Origin of the sequence: Arthrobacter sp. Edens01 (genome assembly GCF_001307035.1) — a bacterium.
GTDB lineage: Bacteria > Actinomycetota > Actinomycetes > Actinomycetales > Micrococcaceae > Arthrobacter_B.
Window position 1 is genome coordinate 1,368,801 of record NZ_LKIU01000005.1, and the last position, 26,484, is coordinate 1,395,284.

Here is a 26,484-nt window from a genome sequence, read left to right on the forward strand (position 1 = left end):
TCACAGTGCCTCCTCCGGGGTGTACTGGGAGGAGACAATCTCCCGGTAGGTGGGACTGGTTTCCATCAGCTCAAGATGACTGCCGATCCCGGCAATCCGTCCTTCGTCGAGGACGACGATCCGTGCGGCGTCGGTAATGGTGTTCACCCGCTGGGCGACCACCAGCACCGTCGCGTGGGCCGTGCGCTGCTTCAGGGCTGCCCTGAGCCGGGCATCCGTGACGAAGTCCAGGGCAGAGAAACTGTCATCGAAGAGGTAGATGTCCGGACGGACCACCAGTGCCCGTGCGATAGCCAGGCGCTGCCGCTGGCCTCCGGAGAAGTTGCCGCCGCCCTGTTCCACCTGGTGGTCCAGGCCTCCCTCTGCGGCCCGGACAAAGTCTGCCGCCTGGGCTATCTCCAGTGCTTCCCAGAGTTCCTCTTCCGTGGCGTCGGGCTTGCCGAAGCGCAGGTTCGAGGCAATCGTTCCGGAAAACAGGTGTGCCCGCTGTGGAACCAGCCCAATGCCTGCGCGCAGGGAATGCAGTGTCACACCGGCAGTATCCTGCCCGTCCACGCTGATGGTCCCCTCGGTGCGGTCGAGCAGGCGCGGCACCAGGTTAAGCAGGGTGGACTTGCCGGACCCCGTGGATCCGATAATCGCCGTGGTCTGCCCCGGCTCCGCTTCGAAGCTGATGTCCCGCAGCACCGGGTCCTCAGCGCCGGGGTAGGTGAAGCCGACCCCCGTGAACACCAGCCTGCCGCCGTCGTAATCGAGCTCGCGGGCGCCCGGGGCGTCCTGCACACTGGTGCGGGTGTCCAGGACCTCGTAGATCCGTTCAGCGCAGACCGCAGCACGCGGGAGCATCATGATCATGAACATGGACATCATCACCGCCATGAGGATCTGCATGATGTAGGCGATGAAAGCAGTCAGTGCACCGATCTGCATCTGGCCGGCATCGATCCGGAAGGCGCCGAACCAGACGACGGCCACGGTGGCCAGGTTGGCGACCAGCATCGTGGCGGGGAACAGCAGCGCCAGGTACTGGCTTACCCGCAGCTGGGTGCCGGTGAGCTCCTGGTTCGCGCTGTCAAACCGCTGCGTCTCGCTGCGTTCGCGCACGAACGCGCGGATGACGGCGATTCCCATGATCTGTTCGCGCAGCACACCGTTGACCCGGTCGATCTGCTTCTGGGCCCTGCGGAACAGCGGCACGAGCCGGCGCAGCACCAGCCCGATGATCACCACCAGGACCGGAAGAATCAGCAGCAGGATCCCGGAGAGGGGAATGTCCTGGTTCAGGGCCAGCAGCACTCCGCCCACGCCCATGATGGGAGCGGACACCATCATGGTCATGGTCAGCAGCAGGGACATCTGCACCTGCTGCACGTCATTGGTGGTCCGGGTGATCAGCGACGGCGCTCCGAACAGACCGACTTCCCGCCCTGAGAACGTCTCCACATTGGTGAACAGCGCATTGCGCACGTTGCGTCCGACCCTCATGGCCGTGCGTGCAGAGTAATAGGTGGCCGCCACCGAGCAAACCACCTGCGCTGCCGTGACAGCAAGCATCCAGCCGCCAATGGACATGATGGCGGCGGTGTCCCCGCGGACCACACCCTGGTCGATGATGTCCGCGTTCAGCGTGGGCAGGAACAGTGTGGCAGCGGTCTGCAGGAACTGCAGGATGACGACGGCGGTGACGGCACCCTTGTACGGTGCCAGGTTTTCGCGAACGAGCCGAAGAAGCACGTATCCTCCCGGTACTGCCGGGACGTTCCGGCACCATCTGAACGTACGCCCGGCACTGCTGTGCGGGCAAGGCACATCCGGACACAGCGGTTCTGCAGCGGGCCGGGCGGCGCCGCCCCTTAGACTGGCGCCATGTTGGATACGAAGAACGTCTCGATTCGCAGTGCATCCGTAGGCTCCATGGACAACAACGTGTATGTCCTCACCGCCAGGAACTCAGGCGCCCAGGTCCTGATCGATGCGGCCGATGATTTCCCGCGCATCCGGGAGCTGCTCGACGCCGGTGCGGCTGATCTCTACGGCGGCCACACTGAAGCCTCCGTCCGGATGATCATTACGACCCACAGCCACTGGGACCATGTACGCGCGCTCGCCGATGCCGCCGCCGCCACCGGGGCCCGCACAGCGGCCGGAACAGAGGACGTCCCGGACATTGAGGTGCCAACCGAGGTTCCGCTCTCCCACGGGGACGTCCTGGACTTCGACGGCTTTGACCTGGAGGTCATTGCCCTGCGGGGACACACCCCCGGTTCCGTGGCGCTGGTCTACCGGGACCCGGAGGGCCCGGCACACCTGTTCACGGGTGATTCACTCTTTCCCGGAGGAGTGGGAAACACCCAGAAAGATCCGGAGCGCTTCAACTCGCTCTTCACCGATGTAGTCGAACGTATATTCGAGAAGTTCCCCGATGACACCCTGGTCCATCCCGGGCACGGAGCCGGCACCACCCTGGGCGCCGAGCGTCCGCACCTGGCAGAGTGGAAGGAACGGGGCTGGTAAGCGGCCTATGGAAGACAGGGCGTTGACCCCGTTCCACTGACGGTCCTACGCTCCGAGGGGGCCTGCCGGACCGACTGGGAGCGTACAGCCATGGCCAATCCAGCGTCGACTGACTCCGCCGGGCCCCGTGGGCCCGGACAGATCGGGCTGGTGGCCTGCGTGGCCTTCGGCGTGGGCACCACGGTGGGCGGCGGGGTCTTCACCCTGTCAGGCACAGCACTCAACCTCGCAGGACCCGGTGCAGCACTCAGCTATATCCTCGCCGCCACCGTGCTGGTCACCGCACTGAACCTGGGCCCGACGTCGCTGGTTGCCCGGGCGGAAACCTGGATTGTGGGCATCAAGCTGGCGAAGGTACCCCGCTCCATAATGCTCACCACCCTCGTCTCAGCCGCGGTGTATCTGGGTACCGTGCTCGCGATGTCGGCCAGCGGCATCACCTCTTTCAGCGCCACCGGGGTTTCCCAGGCCGCCGAGATTGTCATGGGCGCCTGGGGAGGCCTGCTGGCGGCCTTTGCCGCCTGCCTCTCAACCCTCTCAGGCGCCAAAGCCAACGTCCTCGGGGCCTCCGAGATCATGCTGCGCATGGTTGCCCGCGGCGACGTCCCGCCGGCTTTGGGAAGGCATACCAGCCACGGACATCCCTACGTGAGCGTGCTCCTGCTGGGAGTCATCACCGTGCTGCTGGTGGTCCTGCGCGACACCACCTTCGTGGTCTCAGTGGCCAACGTGGCTGCAATCATTGCCATGATCGTGGTGAGCGCGGCGGCGGCCGTACTGGGCTTCCGAAAGTGGCCGGGCGAGGGAGCCCGGCTGCCCCTGGGGCCGGTCATCCCACTTCTGGCGGTGCTGGCTGCAGCCAGCCCCTCAACACGCCGCTGATGAAGGCTGCCCGTACCGGAGCCGCACTGCCGGGCAGTGGACGCCGATACCGCGTGCGAAGACTCCCTCCCGAAGCCTAGGCTGTGACACCTTTCCTGCCCACCATGAAGATCCGCCTAAACGGCAGCACTGTCCCCCAGCTGTTCGCTGGATATGCCTCCCGCAGCAGGGCACCGTATTCGGTCTCGAAAGCGGCATAGTCCTGCGGGTCAAGTGCTGCCATTACCGGACGGAGTGCTGTTCCGCGGACCCAGTCCAGGACAGGGTCCGGCCCGGTAAGCACCTGCTGGTAGCTGGTCTCCCACACATCCGCTTCCAAACCTGCCTCCACCAGCAGCTCAAGGTACTGCGCGGGCTCCGCGACTGAATCCCCGCCCCGCAGCACGCCTGCGAGCGCGGGACTCCACCGCGGGCTCCCGGCAAGCTCCCGCATCAGCGCATGGGACGGGGCATGGAAATTGCCCGGCACCTGGACCGCCAGCCAGGATCCCGGATCCATTTCCTTAGCCCAGCGTGCCAGCAGGTCAGTGTGTTCCGGGACCCACTGCAGCGCGGCATTGGAGAGCAGCACCCCACGGCCCGGGGACGGTTCCCAGTCCTGAATCTGCCCCTGCGCGAAGGCCAGGTTGCCGGCCGAGCGCGGCGCGGCCTCGCGGATCATGTCTTCCGAGGAATCGATCCCGGTGACAGACGCTCCCGGCCAGCGGTCGGCCAGGACTGCGGTGAGCGCTCCGGTGCCGCAGCCGAGGTCCGCCACCCATTCCGGTTCCTCCGCCCCAATCCGGGCGGCAAGATCAAAGAACGGCCGGTCGCGGTAGCTGGAGAACTGTGTATAGCGTTCGGGGTCCCATTTCATGGGCGCGAGCCTAGCAGTGCTGCTCCTGGCGGGCAGCGAAACACCACGGCCGGGGGATTTTATGCTGCGGGCTAGGCTGGTAGGTGAGATGAAACTACTTGATCAGCTGCCCGCCGCAGCCGCCGGCACCAAAACCATCGATCCTGACGAGGTTTACACCTCCTTCCTGGAGTGGGTGGAGTCCCGGGGCATGTCCCTTTACCCCGCCCAGGACGAAGCCGTCATGGAACTGGTCACCGGGAATAACGTCATCCTGGCCACGCCCACCGGATCCGGTAAATCCATGGTCGCCATCGCCGCGCACTACTACGCCATGGCAATGGACGAGCGCAGCTACTACACGGCCCCCATCAAGGCACTGGTCTCGGAAAAGTTCTTCGCGCTCTGCGACATCTTCGGGGCTGAAAACGTCGGCATGGTCACCGGCGACTCCTCGGTGAACAAGGATGCCCCGATCATTTGCTGCACCGCGGAGATCCTGGCCAACATTGCCCTGCGCGAAGGTGCGGACGCGGATATTGGAACCGTCATCATGGACGAGTTCCATTTCTACTCCGACCCGCAGCGCGGCTGGGCCTGGCAGGTGCCGCTGCTGGAGCTGCCGCAGTCCCAGTTCCTGCTGATGTCCGCCACCCTTGGCGACATGACCCGGATCAGCACCGACCTCTCCAAGTCCACCAACCGGGATACGGTGACGGTGACCTCGGTGCAGCGGCCCATCCCCCTGCACTACTACTACGTCGAAACCCCGGTGCAGGAATCCCTTGAGGAACTGCTCGCCACCAAGCAGGTGCCGGTCTACGTGGTGCACTTCTCCCAGATCGAGGCGATCGACCGGGCCCAGGCCCTGATGAGCATCAACGTCTGCACCAGGGAGGAAAAGGACCGCATCGGCGAGCTGATCGCGGGATTCAGGTTCGCCCCGGGCTTCGGCAAGACCCTCAACCGCCTGGTCCGGCACGGAATTGGGGTGCACCACGCGGGCATGCTGCCCAAATACCGCCGCCTCGTGGAGCAGCTGGCCCAGGCCGGGCTGCTCAAGGTTATCTGCGGCACCGACACCCTGGGCGTCGGCATCAACGTGCCCATCCGCACGGTCCTGATCACGGCGCTCAGCAAGTACGACGGCGTACGCACCCGTCCGCTGAACGTCCGCGAATTCCACCAGATCGCCGGACGCGCCGGGAGGGCGGGCTACGACACTGCCGGCACCGTGGTGGTGCAGGCGCCGGAACACGTGATCGAGAATGCCAAGGCAATGGCAAAGGCCAAAGCCAAGTTCGGCGATGACCAAAAGAAGCTGCGCCAGGTAACCAAGAAGAAGCCGCAGGCCGGTTTTGTGTCCTGGGGCGAACCTACGTACAAAAAGCTGGTGGAGGGCACTCCCGAACCCCTGACCTCCAGCTTCAACGTCACCCACGCCATGCTGCTGAACATCCTGGAGCGCCCCGGGGACCCGTTTGCCGCGGCCAAGAAACTGCTCACCCACAACCACGAGACGCGTGCTTCCCAGCTCCGCCTGATGCGCAAAGCGCTTGGCATCTACCGGGAACTGAAGACGGCGGGCATCGTGGAGAAGCTCCCCGAACCGGACGCCGACGGCCGCACTGTCCGGCTGAAGGTCCACCTGCAGCCTAACTTCGCACTGAACCAGCCGCTTTCCCCGTTCGCCATGGCTGCACTTGAGATCCTCGACCCGGAGAGCCCCTCGTACGCCCTCGACGTCGTTTCCGTCATTGAAGCCACCTTGGAAAAGCCGCGCCAGATCCTCTCCGCACAGGAAAAGAAGGCCCGCGGCGAAGCAGTGGCTGCCATGAAGTCCGAGGGCATTGAGTACGAGCAGCGGATGGCCCTGCTGGAAGACGTTACCTATCCGCAGCCGCTGGCGGAGCTTCTGTTCCAGTCCTTCGACGTCTACCGGTCCTCCGCTCCCTGGCTTGGCGACTTCGAACTCACGCCAAAGTCGATCGTGCGCGACATGTACGAACGCGCCATGAGCTTCAGCGAATACGTGGCTTTCTATTCCCTCGCCAGGTCCGAAGGCGTTGTGCTGCGCTACCTGGCGGACTGCTACAAGGCGCTGCTGCAGACTGTTCCGCCCGAAGCGCTGAGGGAAGACCTTTCGGACATCATCGAATGGCTCGGGGAACTTGTCCGCCAGACGGACTCCTCACTGCTGGATGAATGGGAAGAGCTGGCCGCCGGAATCGATTCCTCCGCGGGAAGCGAACCCGTGCTGCCCCCCGCCCCGGAAAAGCTCACCGGCAACACACGGGCCTTCCGGGTCATGGTCCGCAACGAAATGTTCCAGCGGGTCAAGCTCTTTGCCGACGAGGACGACGCCGCCCTCGGTGCCCTGGACGGCGGATCGGGCTGGGATGCAGACCGGTGGGCCGGTGTCCTGGACGACTACTTCGAAGAGCACGACGACATTGACGACGGTCCCGATGCCCGCGGCCCGCAGCTGCTGATCATCAAGGAGCTCGCGGACAAGTGGGAGGTCCGGCAAATCTTCAAGGATCCCGCCGGGCATCTGGACTGGGGCATCAGCGCGGAAGTCGACCTGGCAGCTTCGGACGAGGCGGGGTCCCCCGTAATCCGGGTGATCCAGGCCGGGCGGCTGGACTAGGCTGGATGCCATGCAGATCAGAGCCGCGCGCAAAGAAGACGTTCCCGTAATCCTCGAGCTCATCCAGGAGCTGGCCGTCTACGAAAAGGAGCCGGACGCGGTCAGGAACACTCCACAGGCGCTTGCCGAGCATCTCTTTGCCGAGCACCCGGCAGTGTTTGCACACGTGCTGGAGGACGACGGCGGAATCCAGGGTTTCGCACTCTGGTTCCTGAACTACTCCACCTGGGAAGGGGTCCACGGCATCTGGCTGGAGGATCTCTACGTCCGTCAGGAGTCCCGCGGCCGCGGGTACGGGAAAGCCCTGCTGCGCAACCTGGCCCAGCTCGCCGTCGAACGCGGTTACGCACGGGTGGAATGGTGCGTCCTGAACTGGAATGAGCCTTCCATCCGTTTCTACAAGTCCCTGGGTGCCCAGCCCATGGACGAGTGGACGACTTACCGCCTCACCGGCGGGGCACTGGAGGACTTCGGCACCCCCGGTGCGGCATGAGCGTTCAGCACACCGCTTCCGATCCCGTGCTTGTCCGGGGCATGCGGACCGTGGAGCACCGGTTCACCGTTCCACTGGACCACTCCCGCCCGGACGGCGAGCAAATCTCCGTCTTCGCCCGCGAGTACTCCGACCCCGAGGTATCCCCCGCCGCTGACCTTCCCTGGCTCCTGTACCTGCAGGGCGGACCGGGCGGAAAGGGAAACCGGCTGCTGCAGTTCGGCGGCTGGACCAAAGCGGCCTCCCGCCGGTTCCGCATCCTGATGCTGGACCAGCGCGGAAACGGACTCTCGACGCCGGCGAACCGCCAGAGCCTGGCCCTGCGCGGCGATGCTGCTGCGCAGGCGGAGTACCTTACCCACTTCCGCGCGGACTCGATCGTGGCCGATGCCGAGCTCGTTCGCACAGCCCTCGGCTCCGGACCATGGAGCATCTACGGGCAGTCCTATGGCGGGTTCTGCGCGCTGACCTATCTGTCGTTCGCGCCTGCGGGCCTGAAGGAAGCGCTGATCACCGGCGGGCTGGCACCCCTTACCGGCCCCGCCGACCGGGTATACCAGGCAACCTTCAGCAGGGTGGCCGCACGGAACGCGGAGTACTTCGCGAAGTATCCCGGTGACCGGGAGCTGACCACCCGGATTGCCCGGCACCTGGAGACCGTGCCCGAGTACCTTCCGGACGGCACGCGGCTGTCCACCCGGCGGTTCCAGATGGCCGGTTCCTACCTTGGCGGCAATACCCGCATGGACGGTCTGCACTACCTGCTGGAAGAAGCTTTCATCGATACCCCCGACGGGCCCAGGCTCTCTGACACGTTCCTGGCCGGAATGTGGCAGCTCGCTGAGCGCTCCACCAATCCCCTGTACGCCCTGATGCACGAATCGATCTACGCACAGGGGCAGGCTACGCGGTGGGCCGCGTGGCGGGTCCTGGGATCCCGGCCGGACTTCCTGCCCAGCGCCGCCGAACCCCTGTACACCGGCGAGATGGTTTATCACTGGTATTTCGAGGAGGATCCGGCGCTGCGTCCCTTGCAGCGGACTGCGGACCTGCTGGCAGCAAAATCCGACTGGCCGGAGCTTTACGACCCGCGGCAGCTGGCGTCCAACACCGTTCCTGCCGCGGCTGCGGTCTACACCAATGACATTTACGTGGACCGGGACCTCTCCCTTGAGACAGCTGCGGCCGTGCGCGGGCTGAAAGTCTGGGAAACGGATGAGTTCCACCACGACGGCATAGCCGACGACGGCGAGGGCATCTTCAACCGCCTGCTGGGCATGGTGCGCGGCAGAGAATGAGACACGGAACCGACGACGCCGGGTTGAACTTCGGATAACCGGCAAGCAGATAACCTTTAACCATGGCGCATCCGGTTATCTATCTGATTGGCACTTCAGGACACCCGAATTTCGGTGATGAGTTCATTACGGCTGCGTGGCTCAAGTATCTGGCCGAGAGGGCGCCGCAGGCGGATGTCTGGCTGGATTGCCCGCAGCCAGGCTCCTCTTCCACCCTTTTCGCCGGAATGCACCCGCGATTGAATGTGACCGACACTCTTTGGCGTGCGGTTTCTGAATCCTGCCACTTGCCGGCGGACCAGATTGGCCCCCGGGTACGCGAACTCGTTACCAACCTGGGCTCTCCAGCCTACGACCTCGGTCTGCTCAAACTTCGCGATGCCCGCTCACTGCACCTCTTGGGCGGCGGTTACCTCAACGGTGTCTGGCCCCATCACTTCGCCCTTACGGAGGCCATGCTGGCAGTGAAGGAGATGACGGGGGCCAAGCTGTACGCCACCGGTCACGGCCTGATGCCAGCGGTAACCGAGCCGGCGGACCCGAAGGCCTTCTTCCGGGACTTCGATTACGTATCTGTGCGTGACAAGGACAGTGCCCGGGCGTACGGCGTTCCATTGGGCATAGACGACGCATTCCTGGGAGCGAATGCTGAAATCGCGCGGGACACTCCGGATGCGGAGGGACTATTTGTTTGCATCCAGAGCGATATGACCGACACGGAGACTTTCGAAAAGACTATTGCCAGTGTCCGCCCAATCATTGAACGTGCAATTAGTGCAGGCAAGCAGGTCAGCTACGTCGAAGCCATTCCAGGCATCGACCATGCGGCGTTCGCCCGCCTGGCGGACCTCATTCCCGGTGAGCGTTTCATTCCATTCGCACATATTTGGCAGCATGGTCTTCCCCTTTCGGCGCAGCAGGAATGGGTCACAACGCGTTTCCACTTTCATCTGCTAGCCTCCGCCGCCGGCGCAAGGGGCGTAGCCCTTGGTATCCGGCCCGGGTACTACGACGTCAAGCACCGCTCGCTGATAGAACTCGGCAGCGGGTGGGAGTACATCGGGGCTGACGAAAACGCGGCCAGCGAACCGGTTACGCCTGCAGGCGGAAACCTCTCCTCCCATCTCCAGAACCTCAACGCACGCAAGCGGGCCGAAGCCGATCGCTTGTACCCCGCGCCGCCCCCCGGTTCGCAGTCACAGGACCGCCGTGGGGGCAGCGGCACCCTCCTGGGCCGATTGGGTTCAGCGCGCCGCCGCTGAGCTGCCAATAGCGTGATGGGTGCTGGATGTTTGCGGCGCACGTAGCCGGTGCCACGGAATGGGAATACCCTGACTGGAAGTAGCTGAAAGCGGCGGAAGGTCATTCCATGGCACCCAGCACGCGTTACGGCACTCTGCCCGGCACCGTCGTGCCGCCGCCCTGGGACCCATGGCGAAGGATTTCTTCCGCGGTTCTGGCGGTCCTGGCTGGGCTGGCCCTGGTCGCGGCAGTGATTGCCGGATACGCCGGCAGCCTGGTCAGCAATACGGACCGCTATGTCGCCACAATCGGGCCCGTGATCCAGGACCAGGCCGTGCAGGATGATCTCTCCGGACAGATCTCGGACCAGATCACGTCACGGATGGACATTAGCTCCAGCATTCAGGACGCTGTAGCCGAGCGCAGTGACACGCGCGCAGCGCAGGGCCTCGCCTCGGTCCTGGGGCCCCGGATCGCCGAAAGAACCAACACCTTGGTTGAGCAGACGGTATCTAAGGCGGTGGCAAGCCAGGCCTTCGCGGCGATCTGGACCGATGCCAACCGGGCAGCTCACCAGGTCCTTGTCCGTGCCGTGGAAGACGACCCGGGCGGCATCGCTTCCATTGCGGAGAACGGAAACGTGAGCATCTCCACGACGGCGATGATAGCCGAGGCCAAGTCCCGCCTTCTGGCCCAGGGCGTAGGGGTTGCGTCTGCCATTCCTGATGACGCCGGCCAGGACTACACCGTCTTCAGCGCCCCGGGGCTTGCATCGGCGATCTCCGCCCTCGACGCCCTCGGCCGTGTCGCTGCACTGCTGCCATGGGCTGCCTTCCTGCTGGCGGCTGGGGCGGTGCTCCTTGCTCCGGCCGGGCGCCGGCTTCGAAGCGGCATCATTTTCTCCCTCTCCAGTGCCGGAGCTGCACTGGCTGCCGTCCTGGCCATCCGTGTCATCGAACAGGGAATTGTCAACGCTGCCGGCGGAAGCGCGGTCTCCCCCGAGGCTGCCGCTGCAGTCAGCAACGCATTCCTGGGGCCGCTGTCCGGAGCCCTGCGCTCGGTGCTGGTGCTGGCGTTGCTGGCCGTGGGAGTGCTTTACGCAGCCGGGCATCCGTCACGCTGGTCCGGCTGGGCAATGCGCCACCTGCGGATATGCCAGGCATGTGCCGCAGCGCTGACGGTGCTGGTCCTGTTCCTGCCTGGTATCGCGGCCGGGATTGTCCTCGGAGTAGCGGCCGTAATGGTGGCGGCGATCATTGTCCTGGAGGTAATGGCCCGGACACAGCAGACGCCGGCTTCTCCCGCAGCGGCCTAGCGGGAGTAACCGGCGTGCACTGAATTACTCCGCACCGGGGGATGGTTCAGGCCAGCGCCTTCGCCTTCAACCGGCCGAATTCGTCGCTGGTAATAAGCCCTTCGTCCAGCATCGACTTTGCCGAGGAGATCTGCTCAGCGGCGTTCTGGGTCCCCGCGGTGCGCCTGATGTACGCGGCAGCCTGTTCCTGGGACTCGCTGGCCCGCTGTGCAGATCTGGCTGCCATACTCCGTCCGCGGGCAATGACGTAAACCAGGGCCGTGATGTAGGGAAGGAACAACAGAAAGAAGACCCACACCGCCTTCACCCAGCCGTTCATGCTGTCATCCCGGAACAGGTCGGCAAAGATCTGGAAGAGCAGCATCAGGTATGCGAAAAGGAAGAACACCGCAATGATTGACCAAAGTACTTCGAAGAAGTTCATGGTTGCTCCTGGGGAGCGTAGGCGGATACAAAGTGGCCCCGGCGGGACCCTGGGATTCCCCTCTGCCGAGGGACACAAGCGGTATTCGAAGAGTAGCGCCGTACACGCCAGGCAGCCCTGTCCCGCGCAAACTGCTTTGGTGCGATGCTTTCCTCTCCGGGTTAACGGACAGAGGGCACCTGGACGGCGGTCCTGGTGCCCTCTGCAGCCGGCGTGCGGCTAGTTCGGAGTGTTTCCGTTCTTCCGCGGGTCCTCCGCGAGGAACTTCTGCCGCGCTTCGTCCGTAATCTCGGGAAGCTCGACGTCGTCCCGGGTTTCGGCAGCCTTCTCGGCAGCGCGGTACGTCTTGGAGACGTCGTCGTAGGCCTTGGTCCGCTCTTCATGCGGAGTGTCCTCGCCCAGGCTCCGGTAAACCTTCAGGGCCCCTTCGAGCGAAGCGACAGCCTGCACAGCCTTGGCCTTCGGGCTCAGCAGGCTCGCTACGGTGGCGATCACAATGGTGCCGAGGATGACGGCCAGCGACACGAAGGTGGGGATCTCAGGTGCCCAGGCAACCGACTCGCCGCCGTTGATGAAGGGCAGCTCATTGACGTGCAGTGCATGCAGGATCAGCTTCACGCCAATGAAGGCGAGGATCACCGAAAGGCCGTGCTTGAGGTAGATGAGCCGGTCCATCAGTCCGCCGAGCAGGAAGTACAGCTGGCGCAGGCCCATTAGCGCGAAGATGTTGGCTGTGAAGACGATGAATGCGCTCTGGGTGAGACCAAAGATCGCAGGAATGGAGTCGACGGCGAACATCAGATCCGTCACGCCGATGGTGATGAAGACGATGATCATCGGGGTGAAGACCTTCTTGCCGTCCACCACGGTGCGGACCTTGCCCTCGTCGAAGTTCTCCGTCATGGGCAGGAAGCCGGTGAGCTTGCGGACCAGTTTGTTGTCACTGCCGCCCTCTTCATCTTCACCGTTGTCTGTGGCCTGCTTGTACGCGGTCCAGAGCAGGAAAGCACCAAAGAGGAAGAAGACCCAGGAGAAGTTCTCGATCACGGCGGCGCCGATGAGAATGAAGATGCCGCGGAGGATCAGCGCGATGATGATGCCGAACATCAGCACTTCCTGCTGGTACTTACGGGGTACCGAGAAACGCGCCATGATGATGATGAACACAAAGAGGTTGTCGATGCTGAGGCTGTACTCAGTCACCCAGCCGGCAACGAACTGGCTGCCGTACTCCGGGCCGGTAAAGATGAACATCATCACCGCGAAGACGAGCGCCAGGCCCACGTAGAAGGCAACCCATAGGCTTGCTTCCTTCATGGAGGGTTCGTGGGGCCGCTTGACGACCAGGAGCAGGTCGAAGAGCAGGACCAGCCCTAGGACAATGAAAGTACCAACCTCGAAGGCGAGGGGCAGTGCGGGCATGGGGAACAGACCTTTCAGAGCACGGAAAAAGGCGGGGCGTTCCGGTTTTGCCTACGGAACCACCCCACCGCCGCCAAGAAGTCTATCTCAGGCGTGCCCGGCATTCTGCATCTGGCGGAGTTCCTTCTTCAGGTCGCCCACCTCATCACGCAGCCGTGCAGCGAGCTCGAACTGCAGTTCTGCAGCTGCTGCGTGCATCTGTTCCGTCATCTGTTCGATCAGGCCGGTGAGGTCTTCAGCCGGTGCCGCAGCCAGACCGTCCTTCCGGATGCCCTTGGCTGCCTTGCCCTTGCCTGACTTGGTCTGCTTCTTAGCGGCCTCTTCCAGGAGCGCCTTGGTGTCCGCGTCTTCCCGGGCCAGCGAATCGGTGATGTCCGCAATCCGCTTCCGGAGGGGCTGGGGGTCTACGCCGCGTTCCTTGTTGTACGCCACCTGGATTGCCCGGCGCCGATTGGTCTCATCGATGGCGTGCGCCATGGAGTCCGTGATCCGGTCGGCATACATGTGTACCTGGCCCGAGACGTTTCGGGCGGCACGGCCGATCGTCTGGATCAGCGACGTCGAACTGCGCAGGAAGCCTTCCTTGTCAGCGTCGAGGATCGAGACCAGGGATACTTCGGGAAGGTCGAGGCCTTCACGGAGCAGGTTAATGCCAACCAGGACATCGAAAGTGCCCATCCGCAGTTCGCGCAGGAGCTCAACTCGCCGGAGGGTATCGACGTCGGAGTGCAGGTACTCGACCTTGACCCCGTTTTCGAGCAGGTAGCCGGTGAGATCCTCCGCCATGCGCTTGGTAAGGGTAGTGACAAGGACGCGCTCGTTTTTCTCCGTGCGGATGCGGATCTCGGACAGCAAGTCGTCGATCTGGCCCTTGCTTGGCTTGACCACCACCTCGGGATCCACAAGGCCTGTGGGGCGGATGATCTGTTCCACCACGCCGTCGGCCTTGCCGAGTTCGTACTTGCCCGGAGTGGCGGACATGTAGACGGTCTGTCCGATCCGTTCCAGGAATTCGTCCCACTTCAGCGGACGGTTGTCCATCGCGGACGGAAGCCGGAAGCCGTGCTCCACGAGCGTGCGCTTCCGCGACATGTCGCCCTCATACATGGCGCCGATCTGCGGAATGGTCACGTGGGACTCATCCACCACCAGCAGGAAGTCGTCCGGGAAATAGTCAAGCAGGCAGTGCGGGGCGGTACCGGGACCGCGGCCGTCAATCCAGCGGGAGTAGTTCTCGATGCCGTTGCAGAAGCCCATCTGCTGCATCATTTCCAGGTCATATGTGGTGCGCATCCGCAGCCGCTGCGCTTCGAGGAGCTTGTTCTGGCTTTCAAGCTCCTGCAGGCGTTCGCGCAGTTCGTCCTCGATGCCCTTGATGGCGCGGTTCATCCGTTCCGGTCCAGCCACGTAGTGCGAGGCCGGGAAGACGTACATTTCCTGCTCGTCGCGGATCAGGTCGCCGGTGAGGGGATGCAGCGTCTGAATGCTCTCGATCTCGTCGCCGAAGAACTCGATCCGGATGGCCTGTTCCTCATACATCGGAATGATCTCAACGGTGTCTCCACGCACCCTGAAGGTCCCGCGGTGGAAGTCCATGTCATTGCGGACGTACTGCATGGAAACAAACTTGCGCAGCAGGTCGTCGCGGTTCATTTCCATACCGCGGCGCAGGGTGACCATTCCCTGGATGTACTCTTCCGGCGTGCCGAGGCCGTAGATGCATGACACGGTTGCCACAACGATCACGTCGCGCCGGGTCAGCAGAGCGTTGGTAGCCGAGTGCCGCAGCCGCTCCACTTCCTCGTTGATGGAGGAATCCTTCTCAATGAAGGTATCCGTCTGCGGCACGTACGCTTCGGGCTGGTAGTAGTCGTAGTAGGAAACGAAGTACTCAACGGCGTTGTTGGGCAGCAGTTCCCGGAATTCGTTGGCCAGCTGGGCGGCAAGCGTCTTGTTCTGCACCATTACCAGGGTGGGCCGCTGCACCTGCTCCACCAGCCAGGCCGCGGTCGCGCTCTTACCGGTACCGGTGGCGCCCATCAGGACAACGTCCTTCTCGCCGGCCTGGATGCGTTCAGCCAGTTCCTTGATGGCGGTCGGCTGGTCGCCGGCAGGTGAGTAATCGCTGACTACTTCAAAGGGGGCAACAACACGTTTGATGTCCTGCGCAAGACTCATGGTTCAACGCTACTCCGGGACGCGGTCAGGTGCTGTCCGTATTGCTCACGGCATAACGGCCGGCGGCTCCCCGCGCAGCAGAGCTTCGTTGCGCGGCACCAGCTGCTCGTCCCACAGCCGCTGCACCGCAGCCACCACTTCTGCCTCAGTGCCGGTGTTCTCCAGGACGACGTCGGCCACTGCGGCCCGCTCCGCGGCACTGGCCTGGGCATCGATCCGCGCCTGTGCTGCCTCCGGTTCCATGCCCCGGTCCCGCACCATACGGTCCAGCCGGGTTTCCTGCGGAGCTTCAACCACCAGCACAAAGTCGAAGGAGCCGGCCTGGCCTGTCTCCACGAGGAGCGGAATATCCTGGACCAGGATGCCCTCCGGGGGAACTGCCGCGGCGAGCTCGGCGGCCCGAGACCGCACCAGCGGGTGGATGATCGAGTTCAGCACTTTGCGCTTCTCCTCATTACCGAAGACGATGGCGGCGAGGGCCGGGCGGTCCAGGGAGCCGTCCTCAGCAAGGACGCCGGAGCCAAAAGCCTCCACCACGGCTGCAAGGCCTGGGGTTCCGGGAGCCACAACCTCGCGCGCCAGCGCATCGGCGTCGATCAGGGTGGCACCGCACTCCACGAGCGTACGGGCAACGAGTGACTTTCCGGCGGCGATCCCGCCGGTGAGACCTACCTTCAGCATCCCCCCACCCTACCGTCCCCGCCCGGCATGAGGGGCAGGGACTGCCCTGCCAACTAGACTGTCAGGGTGAGCGAATTCGAGGCGGCGCCGGGGCGCTACACAACCGTCTCCGGGGACCACCGGAGCGAACTCGAAATCAAGCGCTCACGCTTCATCACCGTACTGCGGCGCACGGAAACCGAAGACGCGGCCCGCGCCCTGATCGCGGAACTGCGCCGGGAATTCCACGACGCAAGGCATCACTGCAGCGCCTTCGTACTGGGGCCCGGGCGGGAGGTGCAGCGCTCCAGTGATGACGGCGAGCCTTCCGGAACAGCAGGAATTCCGATGCTTGAGGCGATTACCAAACGCGAAACGTTCGACGGCGCATCCGACCTGAGCGACATCACTGCCGTTACGGTCCGCTATTTCGGCGGGATCCTGCTCGGCGCCGGCGGCCTGGTGCGGGCTTATTCCGAATCCGTATCCTCCGCCCTGGCTTCCGCTCCGCTCCTGCGACGGCAGCGGATGCAGCTGTACAGCGTTCCTGCCGGCCATGCCGGTGCGGGACGCCTTGAAAACGACCTGCGGAGCGCAGGCTACGCCGTCCGCGGGACCGAGTACGGCGCCGCCGGAGCAGTCATTACCGTTGCCCTTCCGGATACTCCCGGTGCTGATACCGCTTTCCGGGAGCGGCTGGCCTCCCTCACAGCCGGGGATACCGCCGCCGATCTGATCACGACCGAATGGATTGACCTGTGACCCCTGCCAACCCGGCGTTCGACTTCGAGCAGCTCGGCCGCGCGCCGGATGTGGAAGCCGAGAACCTGCAGGCCTTCGATGCGGCTGACAGGCTGCTGCTGGACCTGGCAGCTGATGACCTGTCGGCAGCGGCACAGGAACCCGGCGCCGTAACCGTCATAGGTGATTCCTACGGCGCCCTGACACTCGGTGCTGCTTCGCTGCACGGACTGCACGGAATCCGTGTCCACCAGGACCCGCTTTCCGGAGAGCTGGCGCTGGACCGCAACGCGGCGGTTCCTGGTCTAACCGGCTCCTACTCGCATTATCCGCTGGATGCGTCCCTGGCAACTGGAGCAAAGGTTGTCCTGCTGCGGCTGCCCCGCTCACTGGACGCCCTGGAAGAGATCGCAGAACTGATCGCCGCCAATGCCGCACCGGACGTCCGGGTGTACGCGGCCGGCCGGATCAAGCACATGACAATGGCCATGAACGATGTGCTGGGCCGGTACTTCCAGTCGCTGACAGTGTCCCTGGCGCGGCAGAAATCCCGCGTCCTGGTGGCCGGCGGGCCGCGGCCCCAGGGTGAGCTGCCAGCGTCCCGTTTTCCGCTGGAAGCGGCATACGACGTCGGCCTTCCGGCGCCGCTGCAGCTGCGGGCCCGGGGCGCTGCTTTTGGCGGCGCGGCACTGGATCCCGGCACCCGGTTCCTGCTGCCGTTCCTGGCCCGGGCACGGGAGACAGGGACGGCAGTCGATCTGGGCTGCGGCAACGGCGCGATCGCCGCCTACCTCGCGCTCGCCAGGCCGGCGATCCGCGTGCTGGCTTCCGATCAGTCCGAGGCCGCCGTCGCCTCGACAGAACTCACGCTCGAAGCCAACGGCGTCTCGGACCGTGCCGATGTCCGACGCGCGGATGCCCTCAGCTGGCTCCAGGACGAGTCACAGGACCTCGTGGTGCTGAACCCGCCCTTCCATATTGGAGCCAGCGTGCACACCGGCATTGCGTTCAAGCTCTTTGCCGATGCTGCCAGGGTGCTGCGTCCCGGTGGTGAACTATGGACAGTCTGGAATTCGCATCTGGCGTACAAGCCGACTTTGAACCGGATAGTAGGCCCCACGGAGCAGGTCGCCCGAAACCCCCGTTTTACGGTTACTGTGACCACCCGCCGCTAGTCGGCGCCAGTCCCCCCACGACACGAGAAAACCTCAGAGAGCGCTCTCTTGACAGTGAAGCCCGTCACATCTAGGCTCTCAGCAAGATCAGAGAGCGCTCTCTGGAACGGTTCGGGAGTTTCGAACCGCAACGGGCTCTCTGGCTACAGGATCCACAGTTAGCGTCCCGTCCCAGGACAAGCCCAGTTTCCATTCGGCACGGTCCTCCCCGGGATTTCAACCGGCAAGACACACACAAAGGAGTGACCGTGAAAAAGTTCCGAAATTCAGCAGCTGTCGTGGCAGGTGCTGCGGCAGTCGCACTGCTCGCCGCCGGCTGCGGCGGAGGCAGCAGCAACAGCGGCGAACCCGCCTCGGAGGAAAACCCGATTGAACTCTCCGTCACCACATTCGGAACCTTCGGCTACGACGACCTCTACGCGGAATACGAAGAGGCCAACCCCGGCATCACCATCAAGCCCAACAACATTGACACCGGCGGCAACGCACGGACTGACCTCTTCACGAAGCTTGCCGCAGGTTCAGGCGTCAGCGACGTGGTGGCCATTGAAGAGGGCTGGCTAGGCGCCATCATGGAGGTTTCGGACAAGTTCGTGGACCTGAACGAATACGGTGCAGAGGACCTTAAGGACAACTGGGTCGGCTGGAAGTACAAGCAGGGCACCGACCCGGACGGCCGCGTCATCGGCTACGGCACGGACATCGGACCGCAGGGCATCTGCTACAACGGAGACCTCTTCGAAGCTGCCGGCCTGCCGAGCGACCGCGAAGCCGTCGCTGAACTCCTGGGCGGGGAAGACGCCACGTGGGAGAAGTACTTCGAAGTCGGTAACCAGTACAAGGACGCCAGCGGTAAAGCCTGGTTCGACCAGGCCGGCTTCGTATGGAACTCCATGGTGAACCAGATGGAGGAGGGCTACTACACGAAGGACGGCGAGCTGAACATCGAGGGCAACGATGCGATGATCGCAAACTTCAAGATGCTCTCCGGTTCCATTGACGACGGACTGTCCGCGAACCAGGAAGAGTGGAAGTGGAACAACGGCCAGTCCTTCCTGGACGGCACTTTCGCCACCATGGTCTGCCCCGGCTGGATGCTCGGAAACATCCAGGGCGGTATTGAAACCGCAGGCGGCTCCACTGACAGCGGCTGGGACTTCGCCGACGTGTTCCCCGGCGGTGCCTCAAACTGGGGCGGCGCCTTCCTCTCGGTACCGGAAACCTCGGACCACAAGGAGGAAGCTGCCAAGCTCGCTGCCTGGCTAACGGACCCGGAACAGCAGATCAAGCAGTCCGCAGCGGCCGGCAACTTCCCCAGCACTCTTGAGGCACAGGAGCAGCTTGCCTCCGATGCAACACCGAATGAGTGGTTCAACGATGCTCCTACCGGGGCCATCCTGGCCTCGCGCGCCGAAGGCGTAGAGGCGCAGTTCAAGGGACCGGACGATTCAGTTATCCAGGAAAAGGTCTTTGGCCCGGCCATCGATGACTTGGAGACAGGTACCGCGAATGCGGACCAGGCATGGGAGAAAGCACTGAAGCTCCTCAACGACCTGGTCATCAACAACTAGCAGCACCGCACGCGGGGCCTCCTCCGGGAGGCCCCGCCCGGAGCACGGGAGTCTGCCATGACCGCCACACTGAACCGGCCTGTCCAGAAGCAACCGGTTAAGCCGCGGACAACGTTCCGCCAGCGCCTCTCCAGATGGGATATGAAGGCGTCCCCTTACTTCTATATTTCACCGTTCTTTATTCTTTTCGGTATCACCGGTTTGTTCCCGCTGGTGTATACCTTCTGGGTATCACTGCACGAATGGCACCTGCTAAAGGGACAGGGCGACTTTATCGGGCTGCAGAACTTCGTCAGCGTACTGGGAGACACCCGATTCTGGGGTTCGCTCTTCAACACCTTTTCGATCTTCCTGCTCTCTGCGATTCCCCAGCTGGTAGTCGCCGTTTTCCTCGCCGCTATCCTGGATCAGCACCTGCGGGCCAAGACTTTCTGGCGCATGTCCGTGCTCCTGCCCTACGTTGTAACGCCCGTTGCGGTGGCACTGATCTTCTCCAAGATGTTTGCCGAGAACAACGGACTGCTGAACAACCTGCTGGGCAACTTCGGGGTCGACCCGATTATGTGGCAGACGGGCACGCTGCCCAGCCACATCGCAATCGCCACCATGGTCAACTGGCGGTGGACCGGCTACAACGCGCTGATCCTGCTGGCCGCCATGCAGGCTGTCCCCCGCGACCTTTACGAATCCGCAGCAATTGACGGTGCGGGTGCTGTCCGGCGGTTCTTCAGCATCACGCTGCCGAGTATTCGTCCCACCATGATCTTCGTGATCATTACCGCTACTATCGGCGGCCTGCAGATCTTTGCCGAACCCAAGCTCTTTGATCCGGTCAATGCCGGCGGAATCCAGGGCCAGTTCCAAACCACCGTGCTCTTCCTGTGGGACATGGGCTTCCAGAGGCAAAACTTCGGCAAGGCCTCGGCAGTGGCCTGGCTGCTGTTCCTGATCATTGTGCTGGTGGGCCTGGTCAACTTCCTTATTTCCAAGCGGATCGCCACCGGTGATTCCCAGCGGCCACGTGTCTCAAGGAGAAAGTCATGAGCGTCCTGCAGCGAGCCCGGGCTGTCCCGGGAACCGGGACCGGGTCAGGGGCCGGGAAACCGGTCCGTAAACGCCGCCAGGGGCAGTCTTTTGGCAGCGGACGCCGTCCGGGATTCCTCACCTACGGGATCCTGCTGGTCTTCCTGTTCTGCTCGGCTTATCCGCTCTGGTGGTCCGTCATTATCGGCAGCAACGGAAATCCCGCCCTTGGGCAGGAATGGCCTCCGCTCCTGCCCGGCGGACGGTTCTGGACCAACGTGTCCGAGGTCATCAACACCGTGCCGTTCTGGCAGGCGCTGGCCAACAGCGTCATCATCTCCGGAACAATCACCGTCTCGGTGGTGATTTTCTCCACGCTAGCAGGCTACGCGTTTGCGAAGCTGAGGTTCAGGGGACGCGGTGTCCTCATGGTGGCGGTAATCGCCACCATGGCCATCCCCACCCAGCTTGGCATCATCCCGCTGTTCATGGTCATGCAGAAACTAGGCTGGACAGGCGAACTAGGCGCCGTAATTGTGCCGGGGCTGGTAACAGCCTTCGGCGTGTTCTTTATGCGCCAGTACCTGGTGGACGTCATTCCCGACGAGCTGATCGAATCCGCCCGTATGGACGGGGCCAGCATGCTTGGAACTTTCCGGCATGTGGCGCTGCCGGCGGCGCGGCCCGCTATGGCCATCCTGGGCCTGTTCACATTTATGACGGCGTGGACTGACTTTATGTGGCCCATGCTCGTGCTGGCAGACAATCCCACTTTGCAGGTGGCACTAAGCCAGCTGCAGTCGGCGCGCTACGTCGATTATTCAATTGTGCTGACCGGTGCCGTGCTGGCCACCGTTCCGCTGCTGGTTCTTTTCGTGGCAGCGGGCAAGCAACTTATTTCCGGAATCATGCAGGGAGCAGTGAAGGGCTAATGACTAACAACACCTCTACGCGGAAGCACAGCAATTTCCCGCCCGGTTTCATCTGGGGTTCAGCCACTGCCGCCGCCCAGGTAGAAGGCGCGGCCAGGGAAGACGGCAAAGAGGATTCGGTCTGGGATGCCTTCGCGGCCATTCCGGGGAACGTCCTTAACGGAGACACCCCGTCCGTCGCGGTGGACCATTACCACCGCATGCCGCAGGACGTTGCCCTGATGAAGAAACTGGGGCTGGACTCCTACCGTTTCTCCACCAGCTGGGCGCGGGTCCGGCCCGGAGGCGGAGCTCTGAATTCCAAGGGACTGGACTTCTACTCCCGCCTTGTTGACGAACTGCTGTCAGCAGGGATCCTCCCCTGGCTCACCCTGTACCACTGGGACCTTCCGCAGGGACTGGAGGAACAGGGCGGGTGGACCAACCGCGACACAGCTTGCAGGTTCGTGGAGTACGCCCAGGATGTCTACGCAGCCCTGGGTGACCGGGTCAAGCACTGGACCACCTTCAACGAACCGTTCTGCTCGTCCCTGCTTGGCTACGGTTCAGGAGTCCATGCCCCTGGCCGGCAGGACCCGAACGCAGCGGTCGCAGCCGTGCACCACCAGCACCTGGCCCACGGCATGGCCACTTCAGAACTGCGCACCCTGGGGGCCGAACAGGTTGGCATCACCCTCAACCTGAGCAATTCGATTCCGAAGGATCCGAACGATCCCGTTGACCTTGAGGCCGCCCGGCTGTTCGATTCCCTGCAGAACCGCATTTTCCTGGAACCTATCCTCCTCGGTGCCTACCCGGAGGACTCCCTGCGGGACCTGGAGCCGTACGGGCTCCACGACATCATCCTCCCGGGCGACATGGAGGTTATTGGCGCACCCATCGATTTCCTGGGCGTGAACCACTACCACGATGACCAGATCAGCGGGCACCCGGACACCTCAGGCGAGGACGGACACGGCGGAGGAAGCGGCCGGCCCGTAGCCTCACCCTGGGTCGGAGCCGAACATATTACGTTCCCGTCCCGCGGGCTGCCGCGGACCGGTATGAACTGGGAAGTGAACCCTGAGGGCCTCAGGAAGCTCCTGGTCCGTCTCGGTCAGGAGTACCCGCAGCTGCCGCCGCTCTATATCACCGAGAACGGTGCCGCCTACGACGACGAAGTGTCCGGGGATGGGGCCGTCCACGACACGGAACGCACCAGCTTCATACTCGACCACGTCAAAGCCGTCGGGGAGGCAATCGACGAAGGAGCCGACGTCCGCGGTTACTTCGTCTGGTCCCTCCTGGACAACTTCGAGTGGTCATGGGGCTATGACAAGCGCTTCGGCATCATCCACGTGGACTACCAGACGCAGGAACGCATCATCAAGGACAGCGGCCTGGCGTACAGCAGGTTCATTGCGGAGAGCCGCGGCGGCTCGGTTGCCGGCGCCCACAGCACTTCCCCCGAGACGGCTCCGGTCGGATAAGGGGAAAGTAGGATTGGGAACTGGGTTCGGCATGGAACAACGGCAAAGGATGCCAGTGGATGGAGACCTCATTGGGTACTGACACAGGCCAGGTGCGGCCGGCTCCGACCCTGGAGATGGTGGCGGCGCTCGCCGGCGTCTCCAGGGCAACGGTCTCGCGCGTCGTGAACGGCTCGCCTTCGGTGGCGCCTGAGCTTGTCCAGAGCGTGGAGCAGGCCGTCCGGACACTGAACTATGTTCCCAATCGTGCGGCCCGGACACTGGCAAGCCGCCGAACCTACACCATCACCTTGCTGGTACCCGAGTCCACGTCCAAAGTGTTCGCGGATCCGTTCTTCGCCACGGTCGTGGAGGGAGTGGCCAAGTACCTCAATTCGACGGATTACATGCTGAACATGGTCACGTCCTCGGAGTCGAATCCGGGCAAGACGCAGCGGTACCTGATGGGTGGCAATGTTGACGGCGTACTGGTGGTTTCCCACCACAGCGGGGACCATTCCTGGGAGCACCTCAGCGACGCCCTCCCGATCGTCTTCGCAGGCCGCCCGCTCCTCAACGCCAGTGACAGCTACTACGTCGAAGTCGACAACGAAGAGGGAGCGCTGGCGGCCGTCCAGCGCCTGATCGAGACAGGAAGGCAGAACATAGCCACCATCGCCGGCCCGCAGGACATGCCTCCGGGCGTGGACCGCTTTGCGGGCTGGCGGACGGGCCTGCACCGCGCCGGTCTCGACGATGCCCTGGTGGAGTACGGAGACTTCACTGTCGCCTCAGGGGCAGCAGCGATGGAGCGCCTCCTGGCACGGGGCAAACCCATTGACGGACTGTTCGCTGCGAACGACCAGATGGCTGCTGGCGCCCACGCGGTGCTCCGGGAGCACGGCCTGCGCATTCCCGAAGACATCGCTGTCGTAGGTTTCGATGACGACCAGTTTGCCACCGGTGTCTCCCCCGCCCTGACGACCGTCCACCATCCCATCGCTGAACTCGGCGAGAAGATGGCACGCATGCTGGTGGAACTCATCGAAGGCCGGGCAGCGGAAAGAGTCTGCCGGCTGCCTACGTCCCTCGTTGTGCGGGAGTCCGCCTAGCCTCCCCGCTAGGCGCTGGTGTAACGGATGCCGGTGTAGTCTTCCTCGGCCCAGAGGGTACTGCGCCGGTTGCGGCGCTCCCACATCGCCTCCATTTGGCGCATGGCGGTTTCCCACTGATCGGCATCAGGCTCACGCGTCCTGATCAGGGCCACGGCCGCTACCCCTGATGCGTATCCCCACACGTAGAGGGAGGCGAGCCGGGGATCAGCAAAGGCGCCGTTCCACAGGGGGCTGCGGCGTTTTTTGAGCAGCTGGGTTCCAAGCACCAGCAGGGCGGCGGCAGCAAGGCCCGCGGTGTAGAAAACGTCTGCCGAGATGAGGCCGAACGGACGGGTAAGAACCACCGCCGCCAGCAGGATACCGCCCGCGGCACGGATCCGGCCGGCGTTCCCCGCGGACCAGCTGTCAGCTTCACGGGCAAGCCGGTGCTGCTCCCTGCGCCAGGCACGGAACCGGGGCAGGTCTGCTTTTGCTTCAGTATCGCGTACTGCGTCTGCTGCCTCAAAGTAACGCGGATACCGCTCATGGAGGTCTTGCTCCAGCTGTTCAGCTGCGCTGAGATCTTCAAATGCTTCGGTCCGCTCTGCTTCAACTACTCCGTTGAAGAGGTTGGCGGCCTGAACCGGTGTCACGTGTCTGGCCGCTGCCTGTGCCCTGCGCCGGATCTCCGGTTCCAGTTCCGCGGCCTGCGGTGAGATTGCCTCCTGGCGCTGCATGTACTTCCCCCTGGTGTGTTCCCCTGTTTTCCTGCCCTGATGGCGGCCCCAGCCTACCAACCTTCCAAACCTGCCGCTGACATGCGAAAAGGCGGGTCCCCACCGAAGTGGGAACCCGCCTTTTCAGCGGCTAGAGCCTTAGCAACTTAGATTAGTTGCCGGTCAGCTTCTCGCGCAGTGCAGCAAGTGCCTCGTCGGATGCCAGGGTACCGGCAGCGGACTCGGATGCAGCAGGCTCGGAGGAGTAGCTGGTGGAGCTGGACTCAACGGAGTCCGACGCTGCAGCAACATCCTCGGAGTTGTGCTGGGCAACCTGCTTCTTGTGAGCTTCCCAGCGGGCCTGGGCGTCAGCGTACTGCTGCTCCCAAGCGGCGCGCTGGGTCTCGTAGCCCTCGAGCCATTCGTTCGACTCGGGGTCGAAGCCTTCGGGGTACTTGTAGTTGCCGGCTTCGTCGTACTCTGCGGCCATGCCGTACAGAGCCGGATCGAACTCGGTGCCCTCGGGGTCAACGCCCTCGTTCGCCTGCTTCAGCGACAGGGAGATGCGGCGGCGCTCGAGGTCGATGTCGATGACCTTGACGAAGAGCTCGTCACCAACGGAGACAACCTGCTCGGCCAGCTCTACGTGGCGCACAGCCAGCTCGGAGATGTGGACCAGGCCTTCGATGCCGTCTTCGACGCGTACGAACGCACCGAACGGAACGAGCTTGGTGACCTTGCCCGGCACAACCTGGCCCAGGGCGTGGGTGCGGGCGAAGGTCTGCCACGGATCTTCCTGCGTAGCCTTCAGCGACAGGGAGACACGCTCGCGGTCGAGGTCAACTTCCAGAACCTCAACGGTGACTTCCTGTCCAACTTCAACGACCTCGGAGGGGTGGTCGATGTGCTTCCAGGACAGCTCGGAAACGTGGACGAGGCCGTCTACGCCGCCAAGGTCCACGAATGCACCGAAGTTGACGATGGAGGAAACAACGCCCGGACGAACCTGGCCCTTTTCCAGCTTGTTGAGGAAGGTGGAACGGACCTCGGACTGAGTCTGCTCGAGCCATGCACGGCGGGACAGGACCACGTTGTTGCGGTTCTTGTCCAGCTCGATGATCTTGGCTTCGATCTGCTGGCCGATGTACGGAGCCAGGTCGCGGACGCGACGCATCTCCACGAGGGATGCCGGCAGGAAGCCGCGCAGCCCGATGTCGAGGATAAGACCACCCTTGACAACCTCGATGACGGTACCGGTGACGACGCCGTCTTCTTCCTTGACCTTCTCGATGTCGCCCCAGGCACGCTCGTACTGTGCGCGCTTCTTGGAGAGGATCAGACGGCCTTCTTTGTCTTCCTTGGTGAGGACCAAAGCTTCGACCTGGTCGCCCACGGAGACAACGTCTCCGGGATCAACGTCGTGCTTGATGGAAAGCTCACGGGAAGGAATGACACCCTCGGTCTTGTAACCGATGTCGAGCAGAACCTCGTCGCGGTCAACCTTGACGACGGTACCTTCGACGAGATCGCCGTCGTTGAAGTACTTGATCGTTGCGTCAATGGCGGCGAGGAAGTCCTCGGCAGAACCGATGTCGTTGATCGCGACCTGCGGGGTACCGGACTTCTCGGTGGTGGTGATGGTCATGTAGTTGGGACTCCGATGTGGAAGTTGTAGTAATTCCGGATGAACTCCCACCGGCTCGCGTGCAACCCGAAGGATCAGGCTCAAGACGGTGCTTGGTTGTCCGGAGATGGACAGAATGTAAATAATTTGTGTTGCCCGCCTGCGCTTGGAGGCTCCCTGTCATGAATTAGCTTCAATCAGAGGACCGAACCAGCACGCGTGACGCGCCTGTTCAGTCTAGCCGGAC

The 26,484-nt window shown here is 63.4% G+C and carries 21 protein-coding genes and 1 pseudogene; 14 read left to right on the forward strand and 8 right to left on the reverse strand.

From position 1 onward, the window contains the following. Positions 1 to 1,734 carry an ABC transporter ATP-binding protein gene (locus AO716_RS12530; RefSeq protein ID WP_055241206.1) on the reverse strand — a complete coding sequence of 578 codons (1,734 nt, stop codon included), beginning with the start codon at positions 1,732 to 1,734 and terminating at the stop codon, positions 1 to 3. Between the two features lie 132 nt (positions 1,735 to 1,866). Here AO716_RS12530 and AO716_RS12535 point away from each other — a divergent pair, with 132 nt between their 5' ends. Beyond that, a complete protein-coding gene (locus tag AO716_RS12535) occupies positions 1,867 to 2,514 on the forward strand; it encodes an MBL fold metallo-hydrolase (protein WP_055241208.1) in 648 nt (215 codons plus the stop codon). Between the two features lie 90 nt (positions 2,515 to 2,604). Continuing rightward, positions 2,605 to 3,396 carry an amino acid permease gene (locus AO716_RS12540; RefSeq protein ID WP_055241210.1) on the forward strand — a complete coding sequence of 264 codons (792 nt, stop codon included), beginning with the start codon at positions 2,605 to 2,607 and terminating at the stop codon, positions 3,394 to 3,396. A 76-nt stretch (positions 3,397 to 3,472) separates the two neighbouring features. On the opposite strand, the gene AO716_RS12545 is transcribed toward AO716_RS12540, so the two are convergent. Further along, positions 3,473 to 4,252, reverse strand: coding sequence for a trans-aconitate 2-methyltransferase (locus AO716_RS12545; RefSeq protein ID WP_055241212.1), 780 nt, complete (start codon positions 4,250 to 4,252; stop codon positions 3,473 to 3,475). Positions 4,253 to 4,340: 88 nt separating this feature from the next. Between AO716_RS12545 and AO716_RS12550 the strand changes: the two genes are divergently transcribed. From AO716_RS12550 to AO716_RS12570, 5 genes are all read left to right on the forward strand, one after another. Further along, a complete protein-coding gene (locus AO716_RS12550) occupies positions 4,341 to 6,881 on the forward strand; it encodes a DEAD/DEAH box helicase (protein WP_055242244.1) in 2,541 nt (846 codons plus the stop codon). Positions 6,882 to 6,891: 10 nt separating this feature from the next. Continuing rightward, entirely contained in the window at positions 6,892 to 7,374 is a 483-nt protein-coding gene (locus AO716_RS12555) for a GNAT family N-acetyltransferase (RefSeq protein WP_055241214.1), read from the forward strand. Next, positions 7,371 to 8,672, forward strand: coding sequence for an alpha/beta fold hydrolase (locus AO716_RS12560; RefSeq protein ID WP_055241216.1), 1,302 nt, complete (start codon positions 7,371 to 7,373; stop codon positions 8,670 to 8,672). The genes AO716_RS12555 and AO716_RS12560 overlap by 4 nt, the downstream gene beginning before the upstream one ends. Positions 8,673 to 8,734: 62 nt before the next feature. Continuing rightward, positions 8,735 to 9,934 (forward strand): polysaccharide pyruvyl transferase family protein, encoded by a 1,200-nt coding sequence (locus tag AO716_RS12565; RefSeq protein ID WP_055241219.1) that lies wholly within the window; start codon positions 8,735 to 8,737, stop codon positions 9,932 to 9,934. Between the two features lie 107 nt (positions 9,935 to 10,041). Next, complete coding sequence (locus tag AO716_RS12570) at positions 10,042 to 11,229, forward strand: hypothetical protein (protein ID WP_055241221.1); 1,188 nt, start codon at positions 10,042 to 10,044, stop codon at positions 11,227 to 11,229. A 46-nt stretch (positions 11,230 to 11,275) separates the two neighbouring features. Here the strand turns inward: AO716_RS12570 and AO716_RS12575 are convergent, their stop codons facing one another. The 4 genes and pseudogenes from AO716_RS12575 to coaE form a co-directional block, all read right to left on the reverse strand. Beyond that, positions 11,276 to 11,653, reverse strand: a complete 378-nt coding sequence (locus AO716_RS12575; protein WP_055241223.1) for a PLDc N-terminal domain-containing protein — start codon at positions 11,651 to 11,653, stop codon at positions 11,276 to 11,278. A 426-nt stretch (positions 11,654 to 12,079) separates the two neighbouring features. Then, positions 12,080 to 13,075 (reverse strand): annotated as a pseudogene (locus AO716_RS12580) (TerC family protein); the annotation flags it as partial. An 87-nt stretch (positions 13,076 to 13,162) separates the two neighbouring features. After that, the gene (gene uvrB / locus AO716_RS12585; protein ID WP_055241224.1) at positions 13,163 to 15,253 is read right to left on the reverse strand and encodes an excinuclease ABC subunit UvrB; all 2,091 of its coding nucleotides are present in this window, start codon (positions 15,251 to 15,253) and stop codon (positions 13,163 to 13,165) included. 45 nt (positions 15,254 to 15,298) lie between these two features. Further along, complete coding sequence (gene coaE / locus AO716_RS12590; RefSeq protein WP_055241227.1) at positions 15,299 to 15,934, reverse strand: dephospho-CoA kinase; 636 nt, start codon at positions 15,932 to 15,934, stop codon at positions 15,299 to 15,301. 66 nt (positions 15,935 to 16,000) lie between these two features. On the opposite strand from coaE, the gene AO716_RS12595 reads away from it, so the two are divergent. From AO716_RS12595 to AO716_RS12625, 7 genes are all read left to right on the forward strand, one after another. Then, the gene (locus AO716_RS12595; protein ID WP_055241228.1) at positions 16,001 to 16,675 is read left to right on the forward strand and encodes an IMPACT family protein; all 675 of its coding nucleotides are present in this window, start codon (positions 16,001 to 16,003) and stop codon (positions 16,673 to 16,675) included. Then, positions 16,672 to 17,829, forward strand: coding sequence for a class I SAM-dependent methyltransferase (locus AO716_RS12600; protein ID WP_055241230.1), 1,158 nt, complete (start codon positions 16,672 to 16,674; stop codon positions 17,827 to 17,829). The genes AO716_RS12595 and AO716_RS12600 overlap by 4 nt, the downstream gene beginning before the upstream one ends. Before the next feature lie 242 nt (positions 17,830 to 18,071). Further along, on the forward strand, positions 18,072 to 19,400 hold the full coding sequence (locus AO716_RS12605) for an ABC transporter substrate-binding protein (protein ID WP_055241232.1): 1,329 nt from the start codon (positions 18,072 to 18,074) through the stop codon (positions 19,398 to 19,400). 57 nt (positions 19,401 to 19,457) lie between these two features. Next, entirely contained in the window at positions 19,458 to 20,444 is a 987-nt protein-coding gene (locus AO716_RS12610) for a carbohydrate ABC transporter permease (protein WP_055241234.1), read from the forward strand. Continuing rightward, the gene (locus AO716_RS12615; RefSeq protein WP_055241236.1) at positions 20,441 to 21,355 is read left to right on the forward strand and encodes a carbohydrate ABC transporter permease; all 915 of its coding nucleotides are present in this window, start codon (positions 20,441 to 20,443) and stop codon (positions 21,353 to 21,355) included. The genes AO716_RS12610 and AO716_RS12615 overlap by 4 nt, the downstream gene beginning before the upstream one ends. Beyond that, the gene (locus AO716_RS12620) at positions 21,355 to 22,824 is read left to right on the forward strand and encodes a GH1 family beta-glucosidase (protein WP_055241238.1); all 1,470 of its coding nucleotides are present in this window, start codon (positions 21,355 to 21,357) and stop codon (positions 22,822 to 22,824) included. The genes AO716_RS12615 and AO716_RS12620 overlap by 1 nt, the downstream gene beginning before the upstream one ends. Positions 22,825 to 22,883: 59 nt before the next feature. Then, positions 22,884 to 23,915: a LacI family DNA-binding transcriptional regulator gene (locus AO716_RS12625; protein ID WP_055241240.1), complete on the forward strand. Its 1,032-nt coding sequence runs from the start codon at positions 22,884 to 22,886 to the stop codon at positions 23,913 to 23,915. Positions 23,916 to 23,923: 8 nt separating this feature from the next. Here the strand turns inward: AO716_RS12625 and AO716_RS12630 are convergent, their stop codons facing one another. Together AO716_RS12630 and rpsA are read right to left on the reverse strand one after the other, a co-directional pair. Then, a complete protein-coding gene (locus tag AO716_RS12630) occupies positions 23,924 to 24,634 on the reverse strand; it encodes a hypothetical protein (protein WP_055241242.1) in 711 nt (236 codons plus the stop codon). 151 nt (positions 24,635 to 24,785) lie between these two features. Beyond that, positions 24,786 to 26,258 carry a 30S ribosomal protein S1 gene (rpsA, locus tag AO716_RS12635; RefSeq protein ID WP_055241244.1) on the reverse strand — a complete coding sequence of 491 codons (1,473 nt, stop codon included), beginning with the start codon at positions 26,256 to 26,258 and terminating at the stop codon, positions 24,786 to 24,788. Positions 26,259 to 26,484 lie beyond the last annotated feature (226 nt).

Coding starts and splice junctions, on each gene's coding strand:
- AO716_RS12535 (WP_055241208.1), top strand. CDS start 1,867: ATGTTGGATACGAAGAACGTCTCGATTCGCAGTGCATCCGTAGGCTCC.
- AO716_RS12540 (WP_055241210.1), top strand. CDS start 2,605: ATGGCCAATCCAGCGTCGACTGACTCCGCCGGGCCCCGTGGGCCCGGA.
- AO716_RS12545 (WP_055241212.1), bottom strand. CDS start 4,252: ATGAAATGGGACCCCGAACGCTATACACAGTTCTCCAGCTACCGCGAC.
- AO716_RS12550 (WP_055242244.1), top strand. CDS start 4,341: ATGAAACTACTTGATCAGCTGCCCGCCGCAGCCGCCGGCACCAAAACC.
- AO716_RS12555 (WP_055241214.1), top strand. CDS start 6,892: ATGCAGATCAGAGCCGCGCGCAAAGAAGACGTTCCCGTAATCCTCGAG.
- AO716_RS12560 (WP_055241216.1), top strand. CDS start 7,371: ATGAGCGTTCAGCACACCGCTTCCGATCCCGTGCTTGTCCGGGGCATG.
- AO716_RS12565 (WP_055241219.1), top strand. CDS start 8,735: ATGGCGCATCCGGTTATCTATCTGATTGGCACTTCAGGACACCCGAAT.
- AO716_RS12570 (WP_055241221.1), top strand. CDS start 10,042: ATGGCACCCAGCACGCGTTACGGCACTCTGCCCGGCACCGTCGTGCCG.
- AO716_RS12575 (WP_055241223.1), bottom strand. CDS start 11,653: ATGAACTTCTTCGAAGTACTTTGGTCAATCATTGCGGTGTTCTTCCTT.
- uvrB (WP_055241224.1), bottom strand. CDS start 15,253: ATGAGTCTTGCGCAGGACATCAAACGTGTTGTTGCCCCCTTTGAAGTA.
- coaE (WP_055241227.1), bottom strand. CDS start 15,934: ATGCTGAAGGTAGGTCTCACCGGCGGGATCGCCGCCGGAAAGTCACTC.
- AO716_RS12610 (WP_055241234.1), top strand. CDS start 19,458: ATGACCGCCACACTGAACCGGCCTGTCCAGAAGCAACCGGTTAAGCCG.
- AO716_RS12615 (WP_055241236.1), top strand. CDS start 20,441: ATGAGCGTCCTGCAGCGAGCCCGGGCTGTCCCGGGAACCGGGACCGGG.
- AO716_RS12620 (WP_055241238.1), top strand. CDS start 21,355: ATGACTAACAACACCTCTACGCGGAAGCACAGCAATTTCCCGCCCGGT.
- AO716_RS12625 (WP_055241240.1), top strand. CDS start 22,884: ATGGAGACCTCATTGGGTACTGACACAGGCCAGGTGCGGCCGGCTCCG.
- AO716_RS12630 (WP_055241242.1), bottom strand. CDS start 24,634: ATGCAGCGCCAGGAGGCAATCTCACCGCAGGCCGCGGAACTGGAACCG.
- rpsA (WP_055241244.1), bottom strand. CDS start 26,258: ATGACCATCACCACCACCGAGAAGTCCGGTACCCCGCAGGTCGCGATC.